The following is a 17,320-nucleotide window of genomic DNA, read 5'->3' on the forward strand; positions in this document are numbered from 1 at the left end:
GCCTAACGGCACACCTGCCAGCGCCCCATGTCCAGGTGGAAGTGATTGTGGTGCGCGGCGTTATAGCCCGGCCCCAGTACTGTGCTGAAGCTCTCGCAAGCCGCCTGCTGCACCTGACGCAAGAATTCTGCCTTCTGCCCCCCTGCCTGCCAGTCACGCGCCAGGACGATGCGCTGGCCGTCCTGCAAGCGAAAACCGCTGATATCCAGCGCATTGGCCGTAGCGTGCTGGCTCAGGCGGCCCTGCTTGCGGTGGTAGACATTGCGGCAAGCAAAGCTGCCCAGGTGATCGACCTGCGTCACCGGTTGGCCCAGCACCCGCTGCGCCAACGGCTGCAAGCCGTGGTTTTCGAAAAGTGCATAAGCCACCGCCAGCGGGCAACTGGCCAGGAAGCTGCTGCTTAGCCGCGCCTGGCCGCCCTCGATGCGCCACACGTTCTGCAACGGGCAGTTGGCCGCAGCCGGGCTGTCGGCTTGCGCCCGGTAGCGCAGCTGGCTGGTTTCCAGTGCCTGCCGGCACAAGGCCGGGTCATTGCGCAGGCGTGAAAGCTTGTACGGCGTCAGCAGGTTGGGCGGCTGACGCACATCCAGCGGCGCCCAGGGGTTCCACACGGCAGGCAGGCGCCAGCCGAAGTGCCAGGCCAGGCCGGCCAGCACCAACAGACCGGCCAGCAGCGCCAGCATTGCCCGCATCAGCGGCGGAACAGGTCGTTGAGCTGGGCAAACGGCAGTGCCTGCTCACCGTAGCCGAACGTACCCTCGTTGCGAATCTCCAACGCAGCACGGTGGAAGGCCCCCAGCGCAGCACGGGCCAGCGACGAGCCGACGCTGATGCGGCGCACGCCCAGGTCCTGCAACTGGTTCACGCTCAGCGACACACCCGCCATGCCCATCAGTACGTTCACCGGCCGCGGTGCGACGGCCTGCACCACCGCACGTACTTCCTCGACGGTGCGCAGCCCGGGGGCATAGAGCACATCGGCGCCGGCCTCGGCATAGGCTTGCAGGCGCAGGATGGTGTCGTCGAGGTCCATGCGGCCATGCAGCAGGTTTTCTGCCCGGGCGCACAACGTGAACGGGAACGGCAGGCTACGCGCAGCCTGCACGGCGGCGCGCACGCGCTCCACGGCCAGCCCGAGGTCATAGATGGGCGCATCACTGCGGCCACTGGCATCTTCGATGGAACCACCTACCAGGCCGATTTCGGCAGCACGCAATAGGGTCTGGGCACAATCTTCAGGCATGTCGCCGAAGCCGTTCTCAAGGTCCGCAGCCACCGGCAACGCAGTGGCATCGACGATCTCGCCGGCGTTGTCCAGGGTATCGTCCAGGCTCAAGGCGCCTTCGGCGTCTGGGCGGCCCAGGCTGAATGCCAGGCCGGCACTGGTGGTGGCCAGCGCCTCGAAACCCAGGCTGGCAAGCAGCTTGGCGGAGCCGGCGTCCCACGGGTTGGGGATGACGAACGCGCCTTCGCGCTCGTGTAAAGCCTTGAAGGCTTCGGCTCGCAGGGTTTGCACATCCATGGTTCAACCTCCGGCAGTCAGGGAAAGGTCAGAGTAAGCCCAGTTGTTCGACCTCGGGCGCGCGCGGCAATTCCGGCAAAGGTGCAAGACCTGGCAGGCGTGCCATCAGGCGTTGATGGAAATGCTGGGCCAACGCCGCAGCCAGGCGATTGTCCGAGGTGTGCAGGAAGATATAGGGGTTGCGGCCTTCCTCGATCCAATCGGCGATTTTTTCTACCCAAGGGCTGAGGAAGGTGTGATTGGCCTCCAGCTCCGGATGGCCGATGAAGCGCACCTGTGGGTGCTGGCTGAAGGCCGCAGGGCGTGGCGGCACCTTGGGCTTCTTCGACTGCGCATGCAGCACGGCAGGGTCGCGCGAGGTGCAGCTGAACAACGCACGCGGGTCCAGGCAGATGCGCTCCACGCCGCGTTCGTGCAGCAGGCGGTTGAGCAGGCGTTCTTCTTCACCCTTGGCGAAGAAGGCCTGGTTACGCACTTCCACGGCCACCGGCAGGCCGATCTCATCGAGGAAGTGGCAAAGCTCGCCCAGGCGCGCCGGGCCGAACTGGGCCGGCAACTGCAGCCAGTACGGCGAAACGCGCTTGCCCAGCGGGGCCATCAGCCGCGTGAAGTCGAAGGCAGGCTCCAGTTGATCACGCAGGTCACCCTCGTGGCTGATGTCCCGGGGAAACTTGGCGGTGAAACGGAAGTGCCCGGGCATCACCTGCGCCCAGCGGGCAATGGTGCCGGGGGCGGGGCGTGCATAGAAGGTGGTATTGCCCTCGACGGCGTTGAACACCTGGCTGTAGAGGCCAAGCATTTCGTTGCTGGTGGCGTCGGCGGGATAGAGGTAGTCGCGCCAGGCGTTTTCGCTCCAGGACGGGCAACCGAGAAAATAAGGCAGGGGTGGTGGACTCATCCACTAAATGTACAGGTCGAGCCCCAGTACTTCCATGTCCCAGTCGGTGAAACCGGCGGTGCTCAGGTAGCTGGCCAAGGCAGTGGCGGTGCGCCGGTCACGGGCGCGGGGGAAGACCATGTCCTGCTGGCGGGCTGGCAGGCCACCGCTGCGGCGGCGGGCGGTGGCCTCCACGGGGGCGCCCTGGCTGTCTTCAATCAGCTCGGCATCATCGATGGCCTCGTCACGCGCCGGTGCCTTGCGCGGGGTGCGCTTGACCGGGTAGGACTGCGAAGAGAAACCGTCGATACGCATGGCATGAGCACTCAGGACCAATGATGGCAATTTAGCAGCATCAGGGTTCCGTCGCTAATGCTTGACTGATAACTGGACCACAGATCGCGCAAAAGGTTTTAGAGTGATCGGCGATAACCGACGAACAACACTCAGTGCTTCTTGGGCGTAGCTACATTATCGCGCAGATATACCGGTTGCGCCTGCTCGGCAACGATTGCCTCATCACGAGCCCAGGCGAAGGTAGCCAGGCTGAGAATGTCCAGCGCATTGGGCAAGGCGCCAGGGTTGCTGGCCGCCACCTGTACCGCCAGGCGCTCGGCATAGCCCCATCCGGTACCGGCACCGAACCACTCGCCACTGCTGCCCGCCGGCAGCGCTACCTGTTCGGGCGGCAACACCGCCTCGCGGCCGACCAGGCGCATTTCGCCGGCCGTGGCCTGGTAGCAGCCCCAGTACACTTCATCCATACGCGCATCGATCGCAGCCGCCACCTGCTGCACGCCCTGCTCGCGCAAGGCACCCTGGGCCAGCGCGGCCAGGTTGGACACCGGCAGCACCGGGCGCTCCAGCGCGAAGGCAAGGCCTTGGACCACACCAATGGCAATGCGCACGCCGGTGAAGGCGCCCGGGCCACGGCCAAAGGCGATGGCATCCAGTGCATTCAGCGCAACGCCGGATTCGGCCAGCAACTGCTTGATCATCGGCAGCAGCTTCTGCGCGTGCTGACGCGGGATCACCTCGTAATGGCTGGTTACCTTGCCGTCATGCAGCAGCGCGACGGAACAGGCTTCGGTGGCGGTATCCAGGGCCAGCAGGGTGGTCATCGAACGGGTATCCAGGTGCGAATGAAAAGAGCGGCAGTATAGAGCAGCAGCGGCGTTGTGTCCCGAAGGGGCGCTGTGCGGCCTTTGCAGGTGGCCTGGCGCGGTCCCTGTAGGAGCGCCAGGCCGTGGATCGCAGGCCGGAAACGACAACGGCCCGCTAGCGGGCCGTTGTCGGGGGGCGTCAGGCGCTGATCAGCTCAGGGCTGCCAGGACCTTGGCAGTGATGGCGTCGACCGAACCGACACCTTCAATGTGGCTGTACTTCGGCTTGCCGGCATTGGCGGCCGACAGCTTCTGGTAGAACTCCACCAGCGGCTTGGTCTGGGTGTGGTAGACCGACAGGCGATGACGAACGGTTTCTTCCTTGTCGTCGTCGCGCTGGATCAGGTCTTCACCAGTGACGTCGTCCTTGCCTTCCACTTTCGGCGGGTTGTACTGAATGTGGTAGGTACGGCCCGAGGCCAGGTGTACGCGGCGGCCAGCCATGCGGCCGACGATTTCTTCGTCGTCCACGGCGATTTCGACCACGGCGTCGATGTCGACACCGGCAGAGACCATGGCTTCGGCCTGCGGGATGGTGCGTGGGAAGCCGTCGAACAGGCAGCCGTTGGCGCAATCAGGCTGGGCGATGCGCTCCTTGACCAGGCTGATGATCAGCTCGTCGGAGACCAGCTGGCCGGCATCCATGACTTTCTTCAGCTCCAGGCCCAGCGGGGTGCCGGCCTTGACGGCGGCACGCAGCATGTCACCGGTGGAGATCTGTGGAATACCGAACTTTTCGGTGATGAACTTTGCCTGAGTACCTTTACCGGCCCCGGGAGCTCCCAGCAGAATTACGCGCATCTTGTGCTCCTCAAATTTTTTTATGAAATTCAATGGATTCGGCAACCAGGGCCAAGTCCGGAAAATCGGGTATGACCATAAAACGGTCAGAAGGCTGCTCAAGATACACAGCGCCCGGCAGCCATACAAGCGTCCCAAAGTTGCAGGAATGCGCCACTTGTGGCCGACCGGGCAGGTGGTTGCGCCCGGCGCAACCACCCTCCCCTTACCCGTGCATGGCCTGCACGCCACTCACCCCTGCTGGCTTGGGCACACCTTCATCCGGTATTGCGCAGCCCGGCGGCAATACCCGCCACGGTCACCAGCAAGGCCTGCTCCAACGGGCTGTCCAGAGCGGCTTCGCGGCTGCGCGAGCGGGCCAGCAACTCGGCCTGCAGGCGGTGCAGCGGGTCCAGGTAGGTGTTGCGCAGGCTGATGAATTCCAGCGTCTCGGGGCTGTGCGCCAGTAGCACCTGCTGCCCGGTCAGCCCCAGTACCACCTGGCAAGACTGCGACAATAGGTCGCGCAGGTGTGCACCTAAAGGAAGCAAGTCCGGTTGCACCAGACGTTCGTCGTAGGCCTCGGCAATTTGCGCATCGGCCTTGGCCAGCACCATTTCCAGCATGTCGATGCGGGTGCGGAAGAACGGCCATTGCTCGCGCATCTGCGCCAGCAACTCACCTTGGCCACGGGCCAAGGCATTGCTCAGCGCGGTTTCCCAGCCCAGCCAGGCCGGCAGCATCAGCCGGGTCTGGGTCCAGCCGAAGATCCATGGGATGGCCCGCAGGCTTTCGATCCCGCCTGCCCGGCGCTTGGCCGGGCGGCTGCCCAGCGGAAGGCGCCCCAGTTCCTGTTCTGGCGTGGACTGGCGGAAGTACTCGACAAAATCGGGGTTGTCGCGCACCACGCTGCGGTACGCCTTGACGCCATCAGCAGCCAACTGGTCCATCACTTCGCGCCAGGCCGGTTGCGGGGGCGGCGGTGGCAACAGCGTGGCTTCGAGCACAGCGGCCAGGTACAGGTTCAGGTTTTGCTCGGCGATGCCCGGCAAACCGAACTTGAAGCGGATCATTTCGCCCTGCTCGGTGGTGCGGAACCGCCCCGCCACAGAACCCGGTGGCTGCGACAGGATCGCTGCGTGGGCCGGGCCACCGCCGCGCCCTACCGTACCGCCCCGGCCGTGGAACAGCAGCAGTTCGACCTGGTGTTCGGCGCAGATGCGCACCAGGTTTTCCTGGGCCCGGTACTGCGCCCAGGCCGCCGCCGTGGTGCCAGCATCCTTGGCCGAGTCGGAGTAGCCGATCATCACTTCCTGCGGGCCGCGCAGCCCGGCCCGGTAACCCGGCAGGCCAAGCAGGCGCTGCATCACCGGCCCGGCGTTGTCCAGGTCAGCCAGGGTCTCGAACAGCGGTACCACACGCATGGGGCGGGTCAGGCCGGCTTCCTTGAGCAACAGTTGCACCGCCAGCACATCCGAAGCGGCCCCGGCCATGGAAATGACATAGGAGCCCAGCGAGGCAGCGGGCGCGGCGGCGACTTCCCGGCAGGTGGCCAGCACCTCGGCGGTGTCTGCCTGCGGCCTGAAGTGCGCGGGCAACAGCGGGCGGCGGTTTTTCAGCTCGGCCTGAAGGAATTCGATGCGGCGATCTTCATCCCAGTCGGCATAGCGGCCCAGGCCCAGGTAGTCGGTGATTTCGGTCAGCGCCTCACGGTGGCGGGCAGCGTCCTGGCGCACGTCCAGGCGGCCCAGGAAAAGGCCGAAAGTGACGGCGCGGCGCAGGCAATCGAGCAACGGCCCTTCGGCGATAACGCCCATGCCGCATTCGTGCAGCGACTGATAGCACAGCTCCAGCGGCGCAATCAGGTCGCGGTTATCCACCAGCACTTCGGCGCTGGCCGGTTGGCTGCTGGTCAATGCCGAATGCGCCCAGGCACGCGTCGCCCGCAAGCGGTCGCGCAGTTGCTTGAGCACCGCGCGGTAGGGTTCGGCACTGTCGCCCACCCGTTCGCGCAAAGCGTCACTGGCCTGCTGCATGGACAACTCGGCGGCCAGTGCATCGATGTCGCGCAGGAACAGGTCGGCGGCCATCCAGCGCGCCAGCAACAGCACTTCCCGGGTAACGGCGGCAGTCACATTGGGGTTGCCGTCACGGTCACCGCCCATCCACGAGGCAAAGCGGATTGGCGCGGCCTCCAGCGGCAGGCGCAGGCCGGTGGCATCCAGCAGAGCCTTGTCGACCTTGCGCAGGTGGCTGGGGATGGCGTGCCACAGCGAATGCTCGATCACCGCGAAGCCCCACTTGGCTTCGTCTACCGGCGTCGGCCGGGTGCGGCGGATTTCTTCGGTGTGCCAGGCCTCGGCAATCAGCCGGCGCAGGCGTTCCCGCACCTGCTGGCGTTCGTCCGGGGTCAGGTCACGGTGGTCCTGGGCAGCCAGCTGGCCGGCGATGGCGTCGTACTTCTGGATCAAGGTGCGGCGGGCCACCTCGGTGGGGTGCGCGGTAAGCACCAATTGGATGTCGAGCTTGGCCAGCTGCCGAGCCAGGGCATCGTTGCTATGCCCGGCCTGCTTCAAGCGCGCCAGCAATTCGGGCAGCACACGGGCCTCGAAGGGTTCGGGCTGGCCGGCGTCGCGGCGGCGGATCAACTGGTACTGCTCGGCCATGTTGGCCAGGTTGAGGAACTGGTTGAAGGCCCTGGCCACGGGCAGCAAGTCTTCTTCGGCAAGGTCGGCCAGGGTGGACGTCAGTTGCTCGCCAGGGCCACGGCGGTCGGCCTTGGCACTGTGGCGGATATCTTCGATTTTCTGCAAAAACGCATCGCCATGCTGCTGGCGAATGGTTTCGCCGAGCAGCTCACCCAACACATGGACATCTTCACGCAAACGCACATCGATATCGGTCATTGGCCCTCTCTTTGGCGCGGCTCTGGCGCACTCCTGTACACAGCTCTACCGAAGAGTGCCCCCTGCCGAGCGCCAATGGCAAGCCGTGATCAGCCAAAGCAAACTAAAGTGAACGCAAGCACTCCCATGCAATGCAGCCATAGCAGGCGTCAACAGAGGTCATCATGAAAATCCGTGAACTCGCCCAGCACTGGGAACAGAATGCCGCCGGTACCCTCAGCCGCACAGGCCATGTATTGCATCTGGACCTGGAGTCCGAGGCGCGCCTGGCCGCGCTGATCGACATGTACCCCAAGCGCACCGCCGAGGAACTGCTCGGCGAACTGGTGGCGGCCGCACTCGAAGAGCTGGAAGCCAGCTTCCCCTATGTGCAGGGTCGCCAGATCATCGCCACCGATGAAGAAGGTGACCCGCTGTACGAAGATGTCGGCTCTACTCCGCGCTTTCTGGCCCTCTCGCGACAGCACCTGCACAGCCTGAGCACCACCGACGACGATAGCGAAAGATAACCACCCGCACCACCGTTCCGGGCCTCGGCAAGGCCCGGAATACCGCCTTTTCCTGCGAAAGTTCCAGGCAAATCGCGCTGACCGATCAGTCAGAAATAATTCCTCGTTTAGTGCACTTTTTTCTGAACCATTCCAAAAACGGTCGAGTCGGAGCCAATAGCCATCACGCTAAAACCCTGCACACTGCCCTCGTGCACCGTTCAGCTGAAGCGCGCGGTTTTGTCAGGGAATAAGCGATGGACTGCTACGGACATCGTCGTAATCAGGAGTGATCCAATGGAACTGACCACCATGAAGACCCGCACTAGCAAACTGTCATCCACTCATGTGCGCGGGTTCAAGCTGGCCGCGCTGGCCCTGGGCAGTAGCCTGGTCCTGGCCGGCTGTGCGGGCAACCCGCCTACCGAGCAGTACGCAGTTACCCAATCCGCCGTGAACTCCGCCGTGAGCGCGGGTGGCACCGAGTTCGCCGCCGTGGAAATGAAAGCGGCCCAGGACAAGTTCAAGCAAGCCGAAATCGCCATGCACGACAAGAAGTACGACGAGGCCAAGCGCCTGGCCCAACAGGCCGAGTGGGACGCACGCCTCGCCGAACGCAAGGCCCAGGCGGCCAAGGCCCAGAAGGCCGTGCAGGATGCCCGTCAGGGCGTTCAGGACGTACGTGAGGAAGGCCTGCGCAGCGCTCAGTGAGCCCTGCCCCGCCAACCTTAGCCTTCGCACTCGATCAAAGGATGAACACTATGCGCAATTACGTCATGATTCCCGCCCTGCTGGCCCTCAGCGTTGGTCTTGCTGCCTGCTCGCACGACCCTAACGCCAACCTGGAGTCGGCCCGCACCAACTTCTCCTCGCTGCAGAGCGACCCGCAATCGAGCAAGGTCGCGGCACTGGAGACCAAGGACGCCCAGGACTGGCTGAACAAGGCCGACAAGGCCTACATGGACCGTGAAGACGAGAAGAAGGTCGACCAACTGGCCTATCTGACCAACCAGCGCGTTGAAGTGGCCAAGCAGACCATTGCCCTGCGCACCGCCGAAGGCGAGCTGAAAAATGCCTCCGCCCAACGCGCCCAGGCCAAGCTGGATGCCCGCGACGCCCAGATCGCCAAGCTGCAGGACAGCCTCAACGCCAAGCAGACCGACCGCGGTACGCTGGTGACCTTCGGCGACGTGCTGTTCGACTTCAACAAGGCCGAACTCAAGAGCAACGCCTACCCGAACGTCACCAAGCTGGCCCAGTTCCTCCAGGAAAACCCGGAGCGCAAGGTGATTGTCGAGGGCTACACCGACAGCGTCGGCTCGGCCAACTACAACCAGACCCTGTCCGAGCGCCGCGCCAACAGCGTACGCATGGCACTGGTACGTGCCGGCGTAGATCCGGCGCGCATCGTCTCCCAGGGCTATGGCAAGGAGTACCCGGTAGCGGACAACGGCAGCAACTCGGGCCGTGCGCAAAACCGTCGCGTGGAGGTAACCATCTCCAACGACAACCAGCCAGTGGCACCCCGTTCGGTGAGCCAGGTTCAGCGGTAAGGCTGGCTAGCTGAAAAGAAAGCCCCGCGCTCGACGCGGGGCTTTTTTTTGCCTGTACCGGCCTCTTCGCGGGCACGCCCGCGAAGAGGCCGGTACAGGCAGTAGGGATAATGGCTCACTTCACCTGCTGCGGGGTTTCCTCGCCCATGCAGCGCACCGCACGCTTGCGGTTGTCCACCAGCACGCCGGTCAGGCCTTTCTGCTCGGTGTCGAACAACACCAGCACGCCATCGACGCACTGGGCCACTTGCGGCGCCGGGTCCAGCGAAACCTTGTAGTCCTCGCCCGGGATGGTCTTGAGCATGGTGAAGTCCTGCAGCAACAGGGCATCCTCGGGTTTGGCGAAATGCAGGTAACCGTAGTACCACAAGGCCCCCACCGTCACGATGATGCTGCCGACGCCGGTCAGGATCAGCGGGATGGCGTTGCGTTCTTCACTCATTGCTTGTTCTTCTCGTCAGGGAAATTGGGCACTTCGGCAAGCCGCCGCAGGCCGTTGAAATGGCTAGGGTCGTCGAGGAAACGCAGCATCACCTGGCGCCATGTGGGGTCGGCGAAGGTCTGCACGTGGCCACCGCGGGTCAGTTGCAGCACCCGCGGCGGTGGCGCGTGCTGGTACAGGCGGATGCCGTTGTCCATCGGCACCAGGTTGTCGTCAATGCTATGGAAAAACAGCTTGGGCGGGCTGCTCAGTTGCTCGATCGAACGGATTGCACTGTCACCGTCCGGCACCAGCCACGACAGCGGCACCTGCAACGGCCAGGTCATCCACGACGTGCTGAGGGCAAAGCGCCCGACTGAACGGTAACTGGCCGGCACGCCATCGAACACCAGGGCACTGAAGCGCTGGCGCTGCTCGGGGTGGGCCGCCAGGTAGTGAATGGCCATGGCCCCTCCAAGGCTTTGCCCCAGCAGCACCAGAGGCTTGCCCTTTACCTCGGGCGCCTGGTCCAGCCAGGCCATGGCGGCGGCGATATCTTCGTACACCTCTGGCAGGCTTGGCGCCCCCTGCGACAGGCCATAACCGCGGTAATCGATCATCAGCACCTGATAGCCCTGCTCCGGCAGCCAGTAGCTGCCACCCAAGTGCCCCGGCAGGTTGCCGCCGTTGCCGTGCAAGTGCAGTACCGTACCTTTGACCTCGACCCCGGCCTTGGCCGGCAACCACCAACCGTGCAGGCGGATGCCATCAGTTGTGGTCAACGTTACATCGCGGTACGCCAGCTTGGCCCGCTCAGGCGTAAAGGCCTGACCACGCTCGGGGTAGAACAGCAGGCTGCTGCAGCCGCCAAGACCCAGCAGGACCAAGCCCAGGGCCAGCAGGCGGCAGCACTCAGAGAATGTTCGCGTAGTCGGCTTCAATACGGTCCAGGCTCAGGTGGTTGAGGAAGTTGGAGAAGCACATCCAGGCCGACAGCGCGTTAAGGTCGCGGAACTGCTCGGGCAAGTACTTGGGCGGCGCAACCAGGCCCTCCTCCACCAGCTGGCGCAAGGTACGCATGTCTTCCAGGGTGGTCTTGCCACAGAACAGCAACGGGATCTGTTCGAGCTTGCCCTTCTTCACGGCCAACTGAATGTAGTTGTAAACCATGATGAAGCCCTTGAGGTAGGACAAGTCCTTGGTGAATGGCAGGCCATTGGGCACCGAACCGCGGAACACCCGGCTGGCGTTGCTGTAGCTCTGCGCCATCTCGAAGCCTTGCCCACGGAAAAAATCGAACACCTGGAGGAAATCGGCGCCCTCCTCGACCATGTGGATGGCGCGAGTGCGGTTGGTGAGCTTGCGCAGGCGGCTGGGGTAGGAGGCGAAGGCAATCACTTCCATGAGGATGGCCAGGCCTTCCTGGGTCACCGTCGACGAGGGCGGGCCCTTGGCCAGGAAGGTGCAGATCGGCTGGTTCAGGCCATTAAGCGTGGTACCGACATGCACCAGCCCTTCGTGCACCTCCAGGGCGCGCACGTCGCGGGCGTTGAACATGGCATCGGCGCGCACCTTGATGTAGTCGGCACCGGCCGCGGCATCGGCGACGATACCGTCGGACTCGAACACGCGGATGGTTCCCTCGGCCTCGCCGAACACCTTGTTCAGCCGGCGCTGGAGGATCTCCACCGCCTCTTTGGCGGTGAGGTTCTTCGGTTCGTCCTTCAGGTCGCCACGGCCATCGATATTGTTGAGGTAATCCGACAGCATCAGACCGAGGTCGGCCAGGGTCGGGTCACCGGCATGGAAGGCATCGGAGGCAGCGCCATACAGTTCCTGGGAGATCAGGCCGAAGTCCTCGGTCCCGCGCGCTTCGAGCATGCGCACCACCATGCGGTACTCGCGGCACATGCGCTTCATGATCTGCCCGACCGGGTTGAACTGACCTAGCTGGCGGATGATGTCACGCTCGATGCCCTGGAACTCGGCCTTCACCGCGCCGGAGTCGAACGATAGCGGGCGCGACTGGTAATAGGCACGGTCGACGGCCGGCGGCTCTTTGCCCTTGGCTTTGAGGAAGCCCTGACGAATGTTTTCGTCCCATTTAACCGCGTCCAGGACCCGGATCGGGGTCTGCGCCGCAACGATGCGGTCGGACAGGGCACGGATGGTTTGCTGGTATTCGTCCAACGGGGACTCCTTATCTGTCTCGGCCTCGGTCCCTGTAGGAGCAGCCTTGTGCTGCGAAGAGGCCTCTATCGGCAGCAAATATCTGTTGTCTTACCTGCCCTTTCGCAGCACAAGGCTGCTCCTACCGGGATCGCATTGCAATTTCAAACCATGAAAAGGCCGGCACAGGTAACTACTTGCCAGTACGCTGGAACCGCGCCACTTCGACGAACAGGTCGGAGTTGGCCGGGTCGTCCAGGTACGCCAGCACCCGCGCCGAGGGGCTATCGATCAGCACGCCGTCGCCGTTGTCTTCAGGCACCTCGGTGCTGCGCCCGGTCAGTTCCTTCTTGTCCACCGCCTGCTGCACCTGCTCGACATCCAGGTTGTAGACCACCAGCTCCTTGCCCTCGACGATGTCGAAACCGCCGATCAGGAAGTTGCCCCCCAGTCGTTTGGGCACTCCGGCCGACAGGTACCAGCGGTTGCCGTGGCGCGACACGGTGAACACGTACTCCTCAGGGGCCTTGCCCTTGGCCGTGGCCACCGCCTTGTAGGCACCGCCACCGCTGCGGCTGATGGTCAGCTTCAACGGCTCGCCCCAGGCGTCCTTGCTGCTCCACTTGCCGAGCAGCGCCTTGGGCGCCGCCTGGTTGCTGGGCAAGGGCTCATGGAAGGTCACCAGACAACCGCCCAGCAGCAGGAATGACAGAGTCAACAACACCACACGCCAGGCTTTCATCAGGTTCTCCTTGAAAAATCGGTCTCGGCTCAGGCCGATGCCAGCACCAGCTGCAGGTATCGGGTAAGCATAGCGAGCATCTGCCCATCGGCTTGCGCGTTCGCATCCTTGAGCAGGCCCTGATATTCCATCTGCTCGATAATCGCCGTCAACATCTGGGCGTCCTGTTCTGGTTGTCGCGACCCCACCACCTGCAGCAATTGACGGGTGCCGTGCAGCAGGATCTGCTCGTGGGCACGCACCAGCTCAGCCAGGCGTGGGCACAGCAGCGCCTCTTGGCGGAAGGCCTGTTCGGCCATCAGGAAGTCGCGGCGGTTCAGCAGTTGCCGCTGAACATAGTCGGCAGTCATGCGCGCCACTTCGTCAGCCAGCCGCGCCCGTGCCGCCGGGCTGCCGTCACCCTGGGCCAGCAACTGGCGCAGTACCACTTCCGTGTTGGCCCACAACTTGGCCATGTAGGCAGCACTACGCTCGACATACTGGGCGAAGGTATCGGTGAGCAGGTCCTCGATGTCCTTGAAGTAGTAGGTGGTGGCCGACAGCGGCACAGCGGCCTCGGCGGCCACCGCACGGTGGCGCACACCGCGCACGCCATCGCGCACGACGATACGCATGGCGGCGTCGAGGATCAGCTGGCGGCGCTGTTCGCTGCCTTGGCGGGCAGTCTTGCGGCCTTGGTATTGCACGTTTTCGGCGACGGCGGTAGCGATGCCGGCGGCGCCTTGATCAGGCATGGCGGGTGTCACGGGGGATACCTCACGGTTCAAGTCATCTGCGGCCTGCACTGGCCGGCGATGGAGCCAGTACAGACAACATAAAGCTTCAGGCAAGAAAAAGCCGCCTCGAAAGGCGGCTTGTTCAATTCACTCAGGCCTGTGGACGCATGTGCGGGAACAGGATCACGTCGCGGATCGACGGCGAGTTGGTCAGCAACATGACCAGGCGGTCGATGCCGATGCCTTCACCGGCGGTCGGCGGCATGCCGTACTCCAGCGCACGCACGAAGTCGGCGTCGTAGTGCATGGCTTCGTCGTCACCAGCGTCCTTCTCGGCCACCTGGGCCAGGAAGCGCTCGGCCTGGTCTTCGGCATCGTTGAGCTCGGAGTAGGCGTTGGCGATTTCGCGGCCACCGATGAACAGCTCGAAGCGGTCGGTAACGGCCGGGTTGTCGTCGTTGCGACGAGCCAGCGGCGACACTTCGAACGGGTATTCGGTGATGAAGTGAGGCTGCTCCAGCTTGTGCTCGACCAGCTCTTCGAAAATCATCACCTGCAGCTTGCCCAGACCTTCGTGGCCCAGCACCTTGGCACCGGCCTTCTTGGCGATGTCGCGGGCGCGGTCAACGTCCTGCAGGTCGGCAGCGGTCAGTTCCGGGTTGTACTTGAGGATCGAGTCGAACACCGACAGGCGCACGAACGGCTCGCCGAAGTGGAACACCTTGTCGCCGTAAGGCACGTCGGTGCTGCCCAGTACCAACTGCGCCAGCTCGCGGAACAGTTCCTCGGTGAGGTCCATGTTGTCGTTGTAGTCGGCGTAGGCCTGGTAAAACTCGAGCATGGTGAATTCGGGGTTATGACGCGTCGAAACACCTTCGTTACGGAAGTTGCGGTTGATCTCGAACACTTTCTCAAAGCCACCCACCACCAGGCGCTTGAGGTACAGCTCCGGCGCGATACGCAGGAACATGGCCATGTCCAGGGCATTGTGGTGGGTTTCGAACGGCTTGGCAGCGGCGCCGCCCGGGATGGTCTGCAGCATCGGCGTCTCGACTTCGAGGAAGTCACGCTCGATGAGGAACTTGCGAATGTGCGAGATAACCTGCGAACGCACACGGAAGGTGTGGCGGGTTTCTTCGTTGACCATCAGGTCGACGTAACGCTGGCGGTAGCGCTGTTCGGTGTCGGTCAGGCCGTGGTGCTTGTCGGGCAGCGGGCGCAGCGACTTGGTCAGCAGGCGCACGTTGGTCATTTCGACGTACAGGTCACCCTTGCCGGAACGTGCCAGGGTGCCTTCGGCGCTGATGATGTCGCCCAGGTCCCAGGTCTTGACTGCGGCCAGGGTTTCTTCCGACAGGGTCTTGCGGTTGACGTAGACCTGGATGCGACCGGTCATGTCCTGGATAACCATGAACGAGCCACGGTTGAGCATGATACGGCCGGCAACCTTGACCGGAATCGCGGCTGCTTCCAGCTCTTCCTTGGTCTTGTCCGCGTACTGTTTCTGCAGGTCGTTGCAGTAGCTGTCGCGACGGAAGTCGTTGGGGAAGGCGTTGCCTTTGGCGCGCTCGGCGGCAAGTTTTTCCTTGCGCAGGGCGATCAGGGCATTTTCTTCCTGTTGCAGGTCTTGCGAGTCGGTCTTGAGGTCGCTCATGTCGTCACATCTTCCATCAGGGAATTCATTGCCCTCGCCCGCAGGCGAGGGTCTTTCAGCAGGAGTGAAGCTTACAGGCCCTGTTTCAGGCTGGCTTCCAGGTATTCGTCGATATCACCGTCGAGCACCTTGTTGCAGTCGCTGCGTTCAACGTTGGTACGCAGGTCCTTGATACGCGACGCGTCGAGCACGTACGAGCGGATCTGGTGACCCCAGCCGATGTCCGACTTGCTGTCTTCCAGCGCTTGCGAAGCGGCGTTGCGCTTCTGCATTTCCAGCTCGTACAACTTGGCCCGCAGCATTTTCATGGCGGTGTCCTTGTTGGCGTGCTGGGAGCGTTCGTTCTGGCAAGCCACCACGGTGTTGGTCGGCACGTGGGTGATACGTACCGCGGAGTCGGTGGTGTTCACGTGCTGACCACCGGCGCCCGAGGAGCGGTAGGTGTCGATACGCAGGTCGGACGGGTTGATGTCGATCTCGACCTTGTCGTCGATCTCGGGCGACACGAACACCGCCGAGAACGAGGTGTGACGACGGGCGCCGGAGTCGAACGGGCTCTTGCGCACCAGGCGGTGCACGCCGATCTCGGTGCGCAGCCAGCCAAAGGCGTACTCGCCCTTGATGTGCACGGTAGCGCCTTTGATGCCGGCGACTTCACCTTCGGAAAGCTCGATGATGGTGGCGTCGAAACCGCGCTTGTCGGCCCAGCGCAGGTACATGCGCAACAGAATGTTGGCCCAGTCCTGGGCTTCGGTGCCGCCGGAACCGGCCTGGATGTCCAGGTAGGCGTTGTTCATGTCCATCTCGCCGCTGAACATGCGGCGGAACTCAAGCTTCGCCAGGGCTTCTTCCAGGCGCTGCAGCTCGGCGGTCACGTCCTCGACAGCGGCTTCGTCTTTTTCTTCGACGGCCATGTCCAGCAAGTCGCGGCAGTCGTTCAGGCCACCGGACAGTTCATCCAGGGTTTCGACGATCTGCTTCAGGGCAGCGAGCTCGCGGCCCAGTTCCTGGGCGTATTCGGGCTTGTTCCAGACGTTTGGGTCTTCCAGCTCGCGATTGACTTCGATCAGGCGGTCATGCTTGTGATCGTAGTCAAAGATACCCCCGAATGGACTGGGAACGCTCGGTGAGGTCCTTGATGGTGTTCAGAATCGGTTGGATTTCCATGGGCGCGCGGCTCTCGTACGAATTCGGTGAAAAGCCCGCGAGTATAACCGAGTCCGCAGCACGGCGGCAGACCCGCCGGGCGGTCACATTCGTATAGCCTGTCAGCGGGCACTGCAGGAGCGGCACTGTGTCAGGCGATACCCACCTGGTTACGCCCGCTGTTCTTGGCCTGGTACAAGCCTTTGTCCGCCGCCGAAATCAGCTGCCGGCAGTGGCTGCCGACGGCCGGGGTCTGGGTGGCCAGGCCGATGCTCACGGTCAGGTGCGAGTCGGCCACCGGGGCGCTGTGCGGGATGCCAAGGCCGAAAACGGTCTGACGCAGCTTTTCAGCCACCAGGCGTGCCCCGCCTGGCGAGGTGTTGGGCAGCACCAGGGCAAACTCCTCACCACCATAGCGGGCCGGCAGGTCGGTCGGCCGCGAGCATGAGCCACGGATCGCCTCGGCCACCTGGCGCAAGGCCTCGTCGCCGGCCAGGTGACCGAAGCTGTCGTTGTAGGCCTTGAAATAGTCCACATCGATCATCAGCAACGACAACTGCTGCTGTTCACGCATGGCGCGGCGCCACTCCAGCTCCAGGTATTCGTCGAAGTGACGGCGATTGGACAGCCCGGTCAGGCCATCGGAGTTCATCAGCCGCTGCAGCATCAGGTTGGAGTCGAGCAACTGCTGCTGGCTGACGCGCAGGGCGCGGTAAGCCTCGTCGCGTTGCAGCAGGGTAAGGTAGGAGCGCGAATGGTAGCGAATGCGCGCTACCAGTTCGATGGTGTCCGGCAGCTTGACCAGGTAATCGTTGGCCCCGGCGGCAAACGCCGCGCTTTTGACCAGCGGGTCTTCCTTGGTCGACAGTACGATGATCGGGATGTCCTGGGTGGCCGGGTTGTTGCGGTATTCGCGTACCAGGGTCAAGCCGTCCAGGCCAGGCATGATCAGGTCCTGGAGGATAACCGTGGGCTTGATGCGCATGGCCTGGACCACCGCCTGGTGCGGGTCGGCACAGAAGTGGAAGTCGATGTTGTCTTCATTGGCCAGACCACGCCGCACCGCCTCGCCGATCATGGCCTGGTCGTCGACCAGCAGCACCATCGCCGAGTTTTCGTTGGTGGTGGCAAAACCTTCGATCGGTAAGTCATTCATACCTGTTCACCCGATCACTGCCGTTCT

The 17,320-nt window shown here is 63.5% G+C and carries 18 protein-coding genes; 3 read left to right on the plus strand and 15 right to left on the minus strand.

From position 1 onward, the window contains the following. Positions 1-2 precede the first annotated feature (2 nt). From SB765_RS13105 to ppc, 7 genes are all read right to left on the minus strand, one after another. Positions 3-692 (minus strand): extensin family protein, encoded by a 690-nt coding sequence (locus SB765_RS13105; RefSeq protein ID WP_341797744.1) that lies wholly within the window; start codon positions 690-692, stop codon positions 3-5. After that, positions 692-1,522 (minus strand): oxaloacetate decarboxylase, encoded by an 831-nt coding sequence (locus SB765_RS13110; protein WP_410931446.1) that lies wholly within the window; start codon positions 1,520-1,522, stop codon positions 692-694. The genes SB765_RS13105 and SB765_RS13110 overlap by 1 nt, the downstream gene beginning before the upstream one ends. Positions 1,523-1,550: 28 nt before the next feature. Then, the gene (locus SB765_RS13115; protein WP_410931447.1) at positions 1,551-2,420 is read right to left on the minus strand and encodes a DUF72 domain-containing protein; all 870 of its coding nucleotides are present in this window, start codon (positions 2,418-2,420) and stop codon (positions 1,551-1,553) included. Positions 2,421-2,423: 3 nt separating this feature from the next. Further along, on the minus strand, positions 2,424-2,714 hold the full coding sequence (locus SB765_RS13120; protein WP_016501190.1) for a hypothetical protein: 291 nt from the start codon (positions 2,712-2,714) through the stop codon (positions 2,424-2,426). Positions 2,715-2,845: 131 nt separating this feature from the next. Further along, positions 2,846-3,520, minus strand: a complete 675-nt coding sequence (gene tsaB, locus SB765_RS13125) for a tRNA (adenosine(37)-N6)-threonylcarbamoyltransferase complex dimerization subunit type 1 TsaB (protein WP_016501191.1) — start codon at positions 3,518-3,520, stop codon at positions 2,846-2,848. A gap of 192 nt (positions 3,521-3,712) precedes the next feature. Next, positions 3,713-4,363 (minus strand): adenylate kinase, encoded by a 651-nt coding sequence (gene adk / locus SB765_RS13130; RefSeq protein WP_016501192.1) that lies wholly within the window; start codon positions 4,361-4,363, stop codon positions 3,713-3,715. A gap of 257 nt (positions 4,364-4,620) precedes the next feature. Continuing rightward, positions 4,621-7,248, minus strand: coding sequence for a phosphoenolpyruvate carboxylase (ppc, locus tag SB765_RS13135; protein ID WP_410931448.1), 2,628 nt, complete (start codon positions 7,246-7,248; stop codon positions 4,621-4,623). A gap of 164 nt (positions 7,249-7,412) precedes the next feature. On the opposite strand from ppc, the gene SB765_RS13140 reads away from it, so the two are divergent. The 3 genes from SB765_RS13140 (at position 7,413) to SB765_RS13150 (ending at position 9,289) form a co-directional block, all read left to right on the plus strand. Continuing rightward, positions 7,413-7,757 carry a pilin assembly protein gene (locus SB765_RS13140; protein ID WP_410931449.1) on the plus strand — a complete coding sequence of 115 codons (345 nt, stop codon included), beginning with the start codon at positions 7,413-7,415 and terminating at the stop codon, positions 7,755-7,757. A 276-nt stretch (positions 7,758-8,033) separates the two neighbouring features. Then, positions 8,034-8,447 (plus strand): DUF4398 domain-containing protein, encoded by a 414-nt coding sequence (locus SB765_RS13145; RefSeq protein WP_014592166.1) that lies wholly within the window; start codon positions 8,034-8,036, stop codon positions 8,445-8,447. 50 nt (positions 8,448-8,497) lie between these two features. Continuing rightward, complete coding sequence (locus SB765_RS13150) at positions 8,498-9,289, plus strand: OmpA family protein (protein ID WP_174369753.1); 792 nt, start codon at positions 8,498-8,500, stop codon at positions 9,287-9,289. A gap of 115 nt (positions 9,290-9,404) precedes the next feature. Here the strand turns inward: SB765_RS13150 and SB765_RS13155 are convergent, their stop codons facing one another. The 8 genes from SB765_RS13155 to wspR all read right to left on the minus strand — a co-directional run bounded on the left by SB765_RS13155 (position 9,405) and on the right by wspR (position 17,293). Beyond that, the gene (locus SB765_RS13155) at positions 9,405-9,731 is read right to left on the minus strand and encodes a hypothetical protein (RefSeq protein ID WP_016501197.1); all 327 of its coding nucleotides are present in this window, start codon (positions 9,729-9,731) and stop codon (positions 9,405-9,407) included. Beyond that, positions 9,728-10,651, minus strand: coding sequence for an alpha/beta hydrolase (locus tag SB765_RS13160; RefSeq protein WP_063426539.1), 924 nt, complete (start codon positions 10,649-10,651; stop codon positions 9,728-9,730). Before SB765_RS13160 ends, SB765_RS13155 begins: the two co-directional genes overlap by 4 nt. Beyond that, positions 10,623-11,900 carry a flavohemoglobin expression-modulating QEGLA motif protein gene (locus SB765_RS13165; protein ID WP_341797739.1) on the minus strand — a complete coding sequence of 426 codons (1,278 nt, stop codon included), beginning with the start codon at positions 11,898-11,900 and terminating at the stop codon, positions 10,623-10,625. The genes SB765_RS13160 and SB765_RS13165 overlap by 29 nt, the downstream gene beginning before the upstream one ends. A gap of 172 nt (positions 11,901-12,072) precedes the next feature. Beyond that, the gene (locus tag SB765_RS13170; RefSeq protein WP_016485172.1) at positions 12,073-12,621 is read right to left on the minus strand and encodes a hypothetical protein; all 549 of its coding nucleotides are present in this window, start codon (positions 12,619-12,621) and stop codon (positions 12,073-12,075) included. Between the two features lie 29 nt (positions 12,622-12,650). Beyond that, positions 12,651-13,355 carry a TetR/AcrR family transcriptional regulator gene (locus SB765_RS13175; protein ID WP_041167855.1) on the minus strand — a complete coding sequence of 235 codons (705 nt, stop codon included), beginning with the start codon at positions 13,353-13,355 and terminating at the stop codon, positions 12,651-12,653. A 133-nt stretch (positions 13,356-13,488) separates the two neighbouring features. Then, positions 13,489-14,991 (minus strand): lysine--tRNA ligase, encoded by a 1,503-nt coding sequence (gene lysS / locus SB765_RS13180; protein WP_341797738.1) that lies wholly within the window; start codon positions 14,989-14,991, stop codon positions 13,489-13,491. 71 nt (positions 14,992-15,062) lie between these two features. After that, positions 15,063-16,158 (minus strand): peptide chain release factor 2 gene (prfB, locus tag SB765_RS13185; RefSeq protein WP_114942480.1). Its coding sequence is split into 2 segments (ribosomal slippage): positions 15,063-16,085 and positions 16,087-16,158, totalling 1,095 coding nucleotides; the frame shifts between segments, so codons are not numbered across the junction. A 130-nt stretch (positions 16,159-16,288) separates the two neighbouring features. Further along, positions 16,289-17,293, minus strand: coding sequence for a Wsp signal transduction system regulator diguanylate cyclase WspR (gene wspR, locus SB765_RS13190; RefSeq protein ID WP_049274413.1), 1,005 nt, complete (start codon positions 17,291-17,293; stop codon positions 16,289-16,291). Positions 17,294-17,320 lie beyond the last annotated feature (27 nt).

Origin of the sequence: Pseudomonas sp. SIMBA_067, from assembly GCF_046534675.1 — a bacterium.
Lineage (GTDB): Bacteria > Pseudomonadota > Gammaproteobacteria > Pseudomonadales > Pseudomonadaceae > Aquipseudomonas > Aquipseudomonas putida.

What these genes read in the sequence shown, in the direction of transcription:
- SB765_RS13105 (WP_341797744.1), bottom strand. Translation starts at nt 692, where the DNA reads ATGCGGGCAATGCTGGCGCTGCTGGCCGGTCTGTTGGTGCTGGCCGGC.
- SB765_RS13110 (WP_410931446.1), bottom strand. Translation starts at nt 1,522, where the DNA reads ATGGATGTGCAAACCCTGCGAGCCGAAGCCTTCAAGGCTTTACACGAG.
- SB765_RS13115 (WP_410931447.1), bottom strand. Translation starts at nt 2,420, where the DNA reads ATGAGTCCACCACCCCTGCCTTATTTTCTCGGTTGCCCGTCCTGGAGC.
- SB765_RS13120 (WP_016501190.1), bottom strand. Translation starts at nt 2,714, where the DNA reads ATGCGTATCGACGGTTTCTCTTCGCAGTCCTACCCGGTCAAGCGCACC.
- tsaB (WP_016501191.1), bottom strand. Translation starts at nt 3,520, where the DNA reads ATGACCACCCTGCTGGCCCTGGATACCGCCACCGAAGCCTGTTCCGTC.
- adk (WP_016501192.1), bottom strand. Translation starts at nt 4,363, where the DNA reads ATGCGCGTAATTCTGCTGGGAGCTCCCGGGGCCGGTAAAGGTACTCAG.
- ppc (WP_410931448.1), bottom strand. Translation starts at nt 7,248, where the DNA reads ATGACCGATATCGATGTGCGTTTGCGTGAAGATGTCCATGTGTTGGGT.
- SB765_RS13140 (WP_410931449.1), top strand. Translation starts at nt 7,413, where the DNA reads ATGAAAATCCGTGAACTCGCCCAGCACTGGGAACAGAATGCCGCCGGT.
- SB765_RS13145 (WP_014592166.1), top strand. Translation starts at nt 8,034, where the DNA reads ATGGAACTGACCACCATGAAGACCCGCACTAGCAAACTGTCATCCACT.
- SB765_RS13150 (WP_174369753.1), top strand. Translation starts at nt 8,498, where the DNA reads ATGCGCAATTACGTCATGATTCCCGCCCTGCTGGCCCTCAGCGTTGGT.
- SB765_RS13155 (WP_016501197.1), bottom strand. Translation starts at nt 9,731, where the DNA reads ATGAGTGAAGAACGCAACGCCATCCCGCTGATCCTGACCGGCGTCGGC.
- SB765_RS13170 (WP_016485172.1), bottom strand. Translation starts at nt 12,621, where the DNA reads ATGAAAGCCTGGCGTGTGGTGTTGTTGACTCTGTCATTCCTGCTGCTG.
- SB765_RS13175 (WP_041167855.1), bottom strand. Translation starts at nt 13,355, where the DNA reads ATGCCTGATCAAGGCGCCGCCGGCATCGCTACCGCCGTCGCCGAAAAC.
- lysS (WP_341797738.1), bottom strand. Translation starts at nt 14,991, where the DNA reads ATGAGCGACCTCAAGACCGACTCGCAAGACCTGCAACAGGAAGAAAAT.
- wspR (WP_049274413.1), bottom strand. Translation starts at nt 17,293, where the DNA reads ATGAATGACTTACCGATCGAAGGTTTTGCCACCACCAACGAAAACTCG.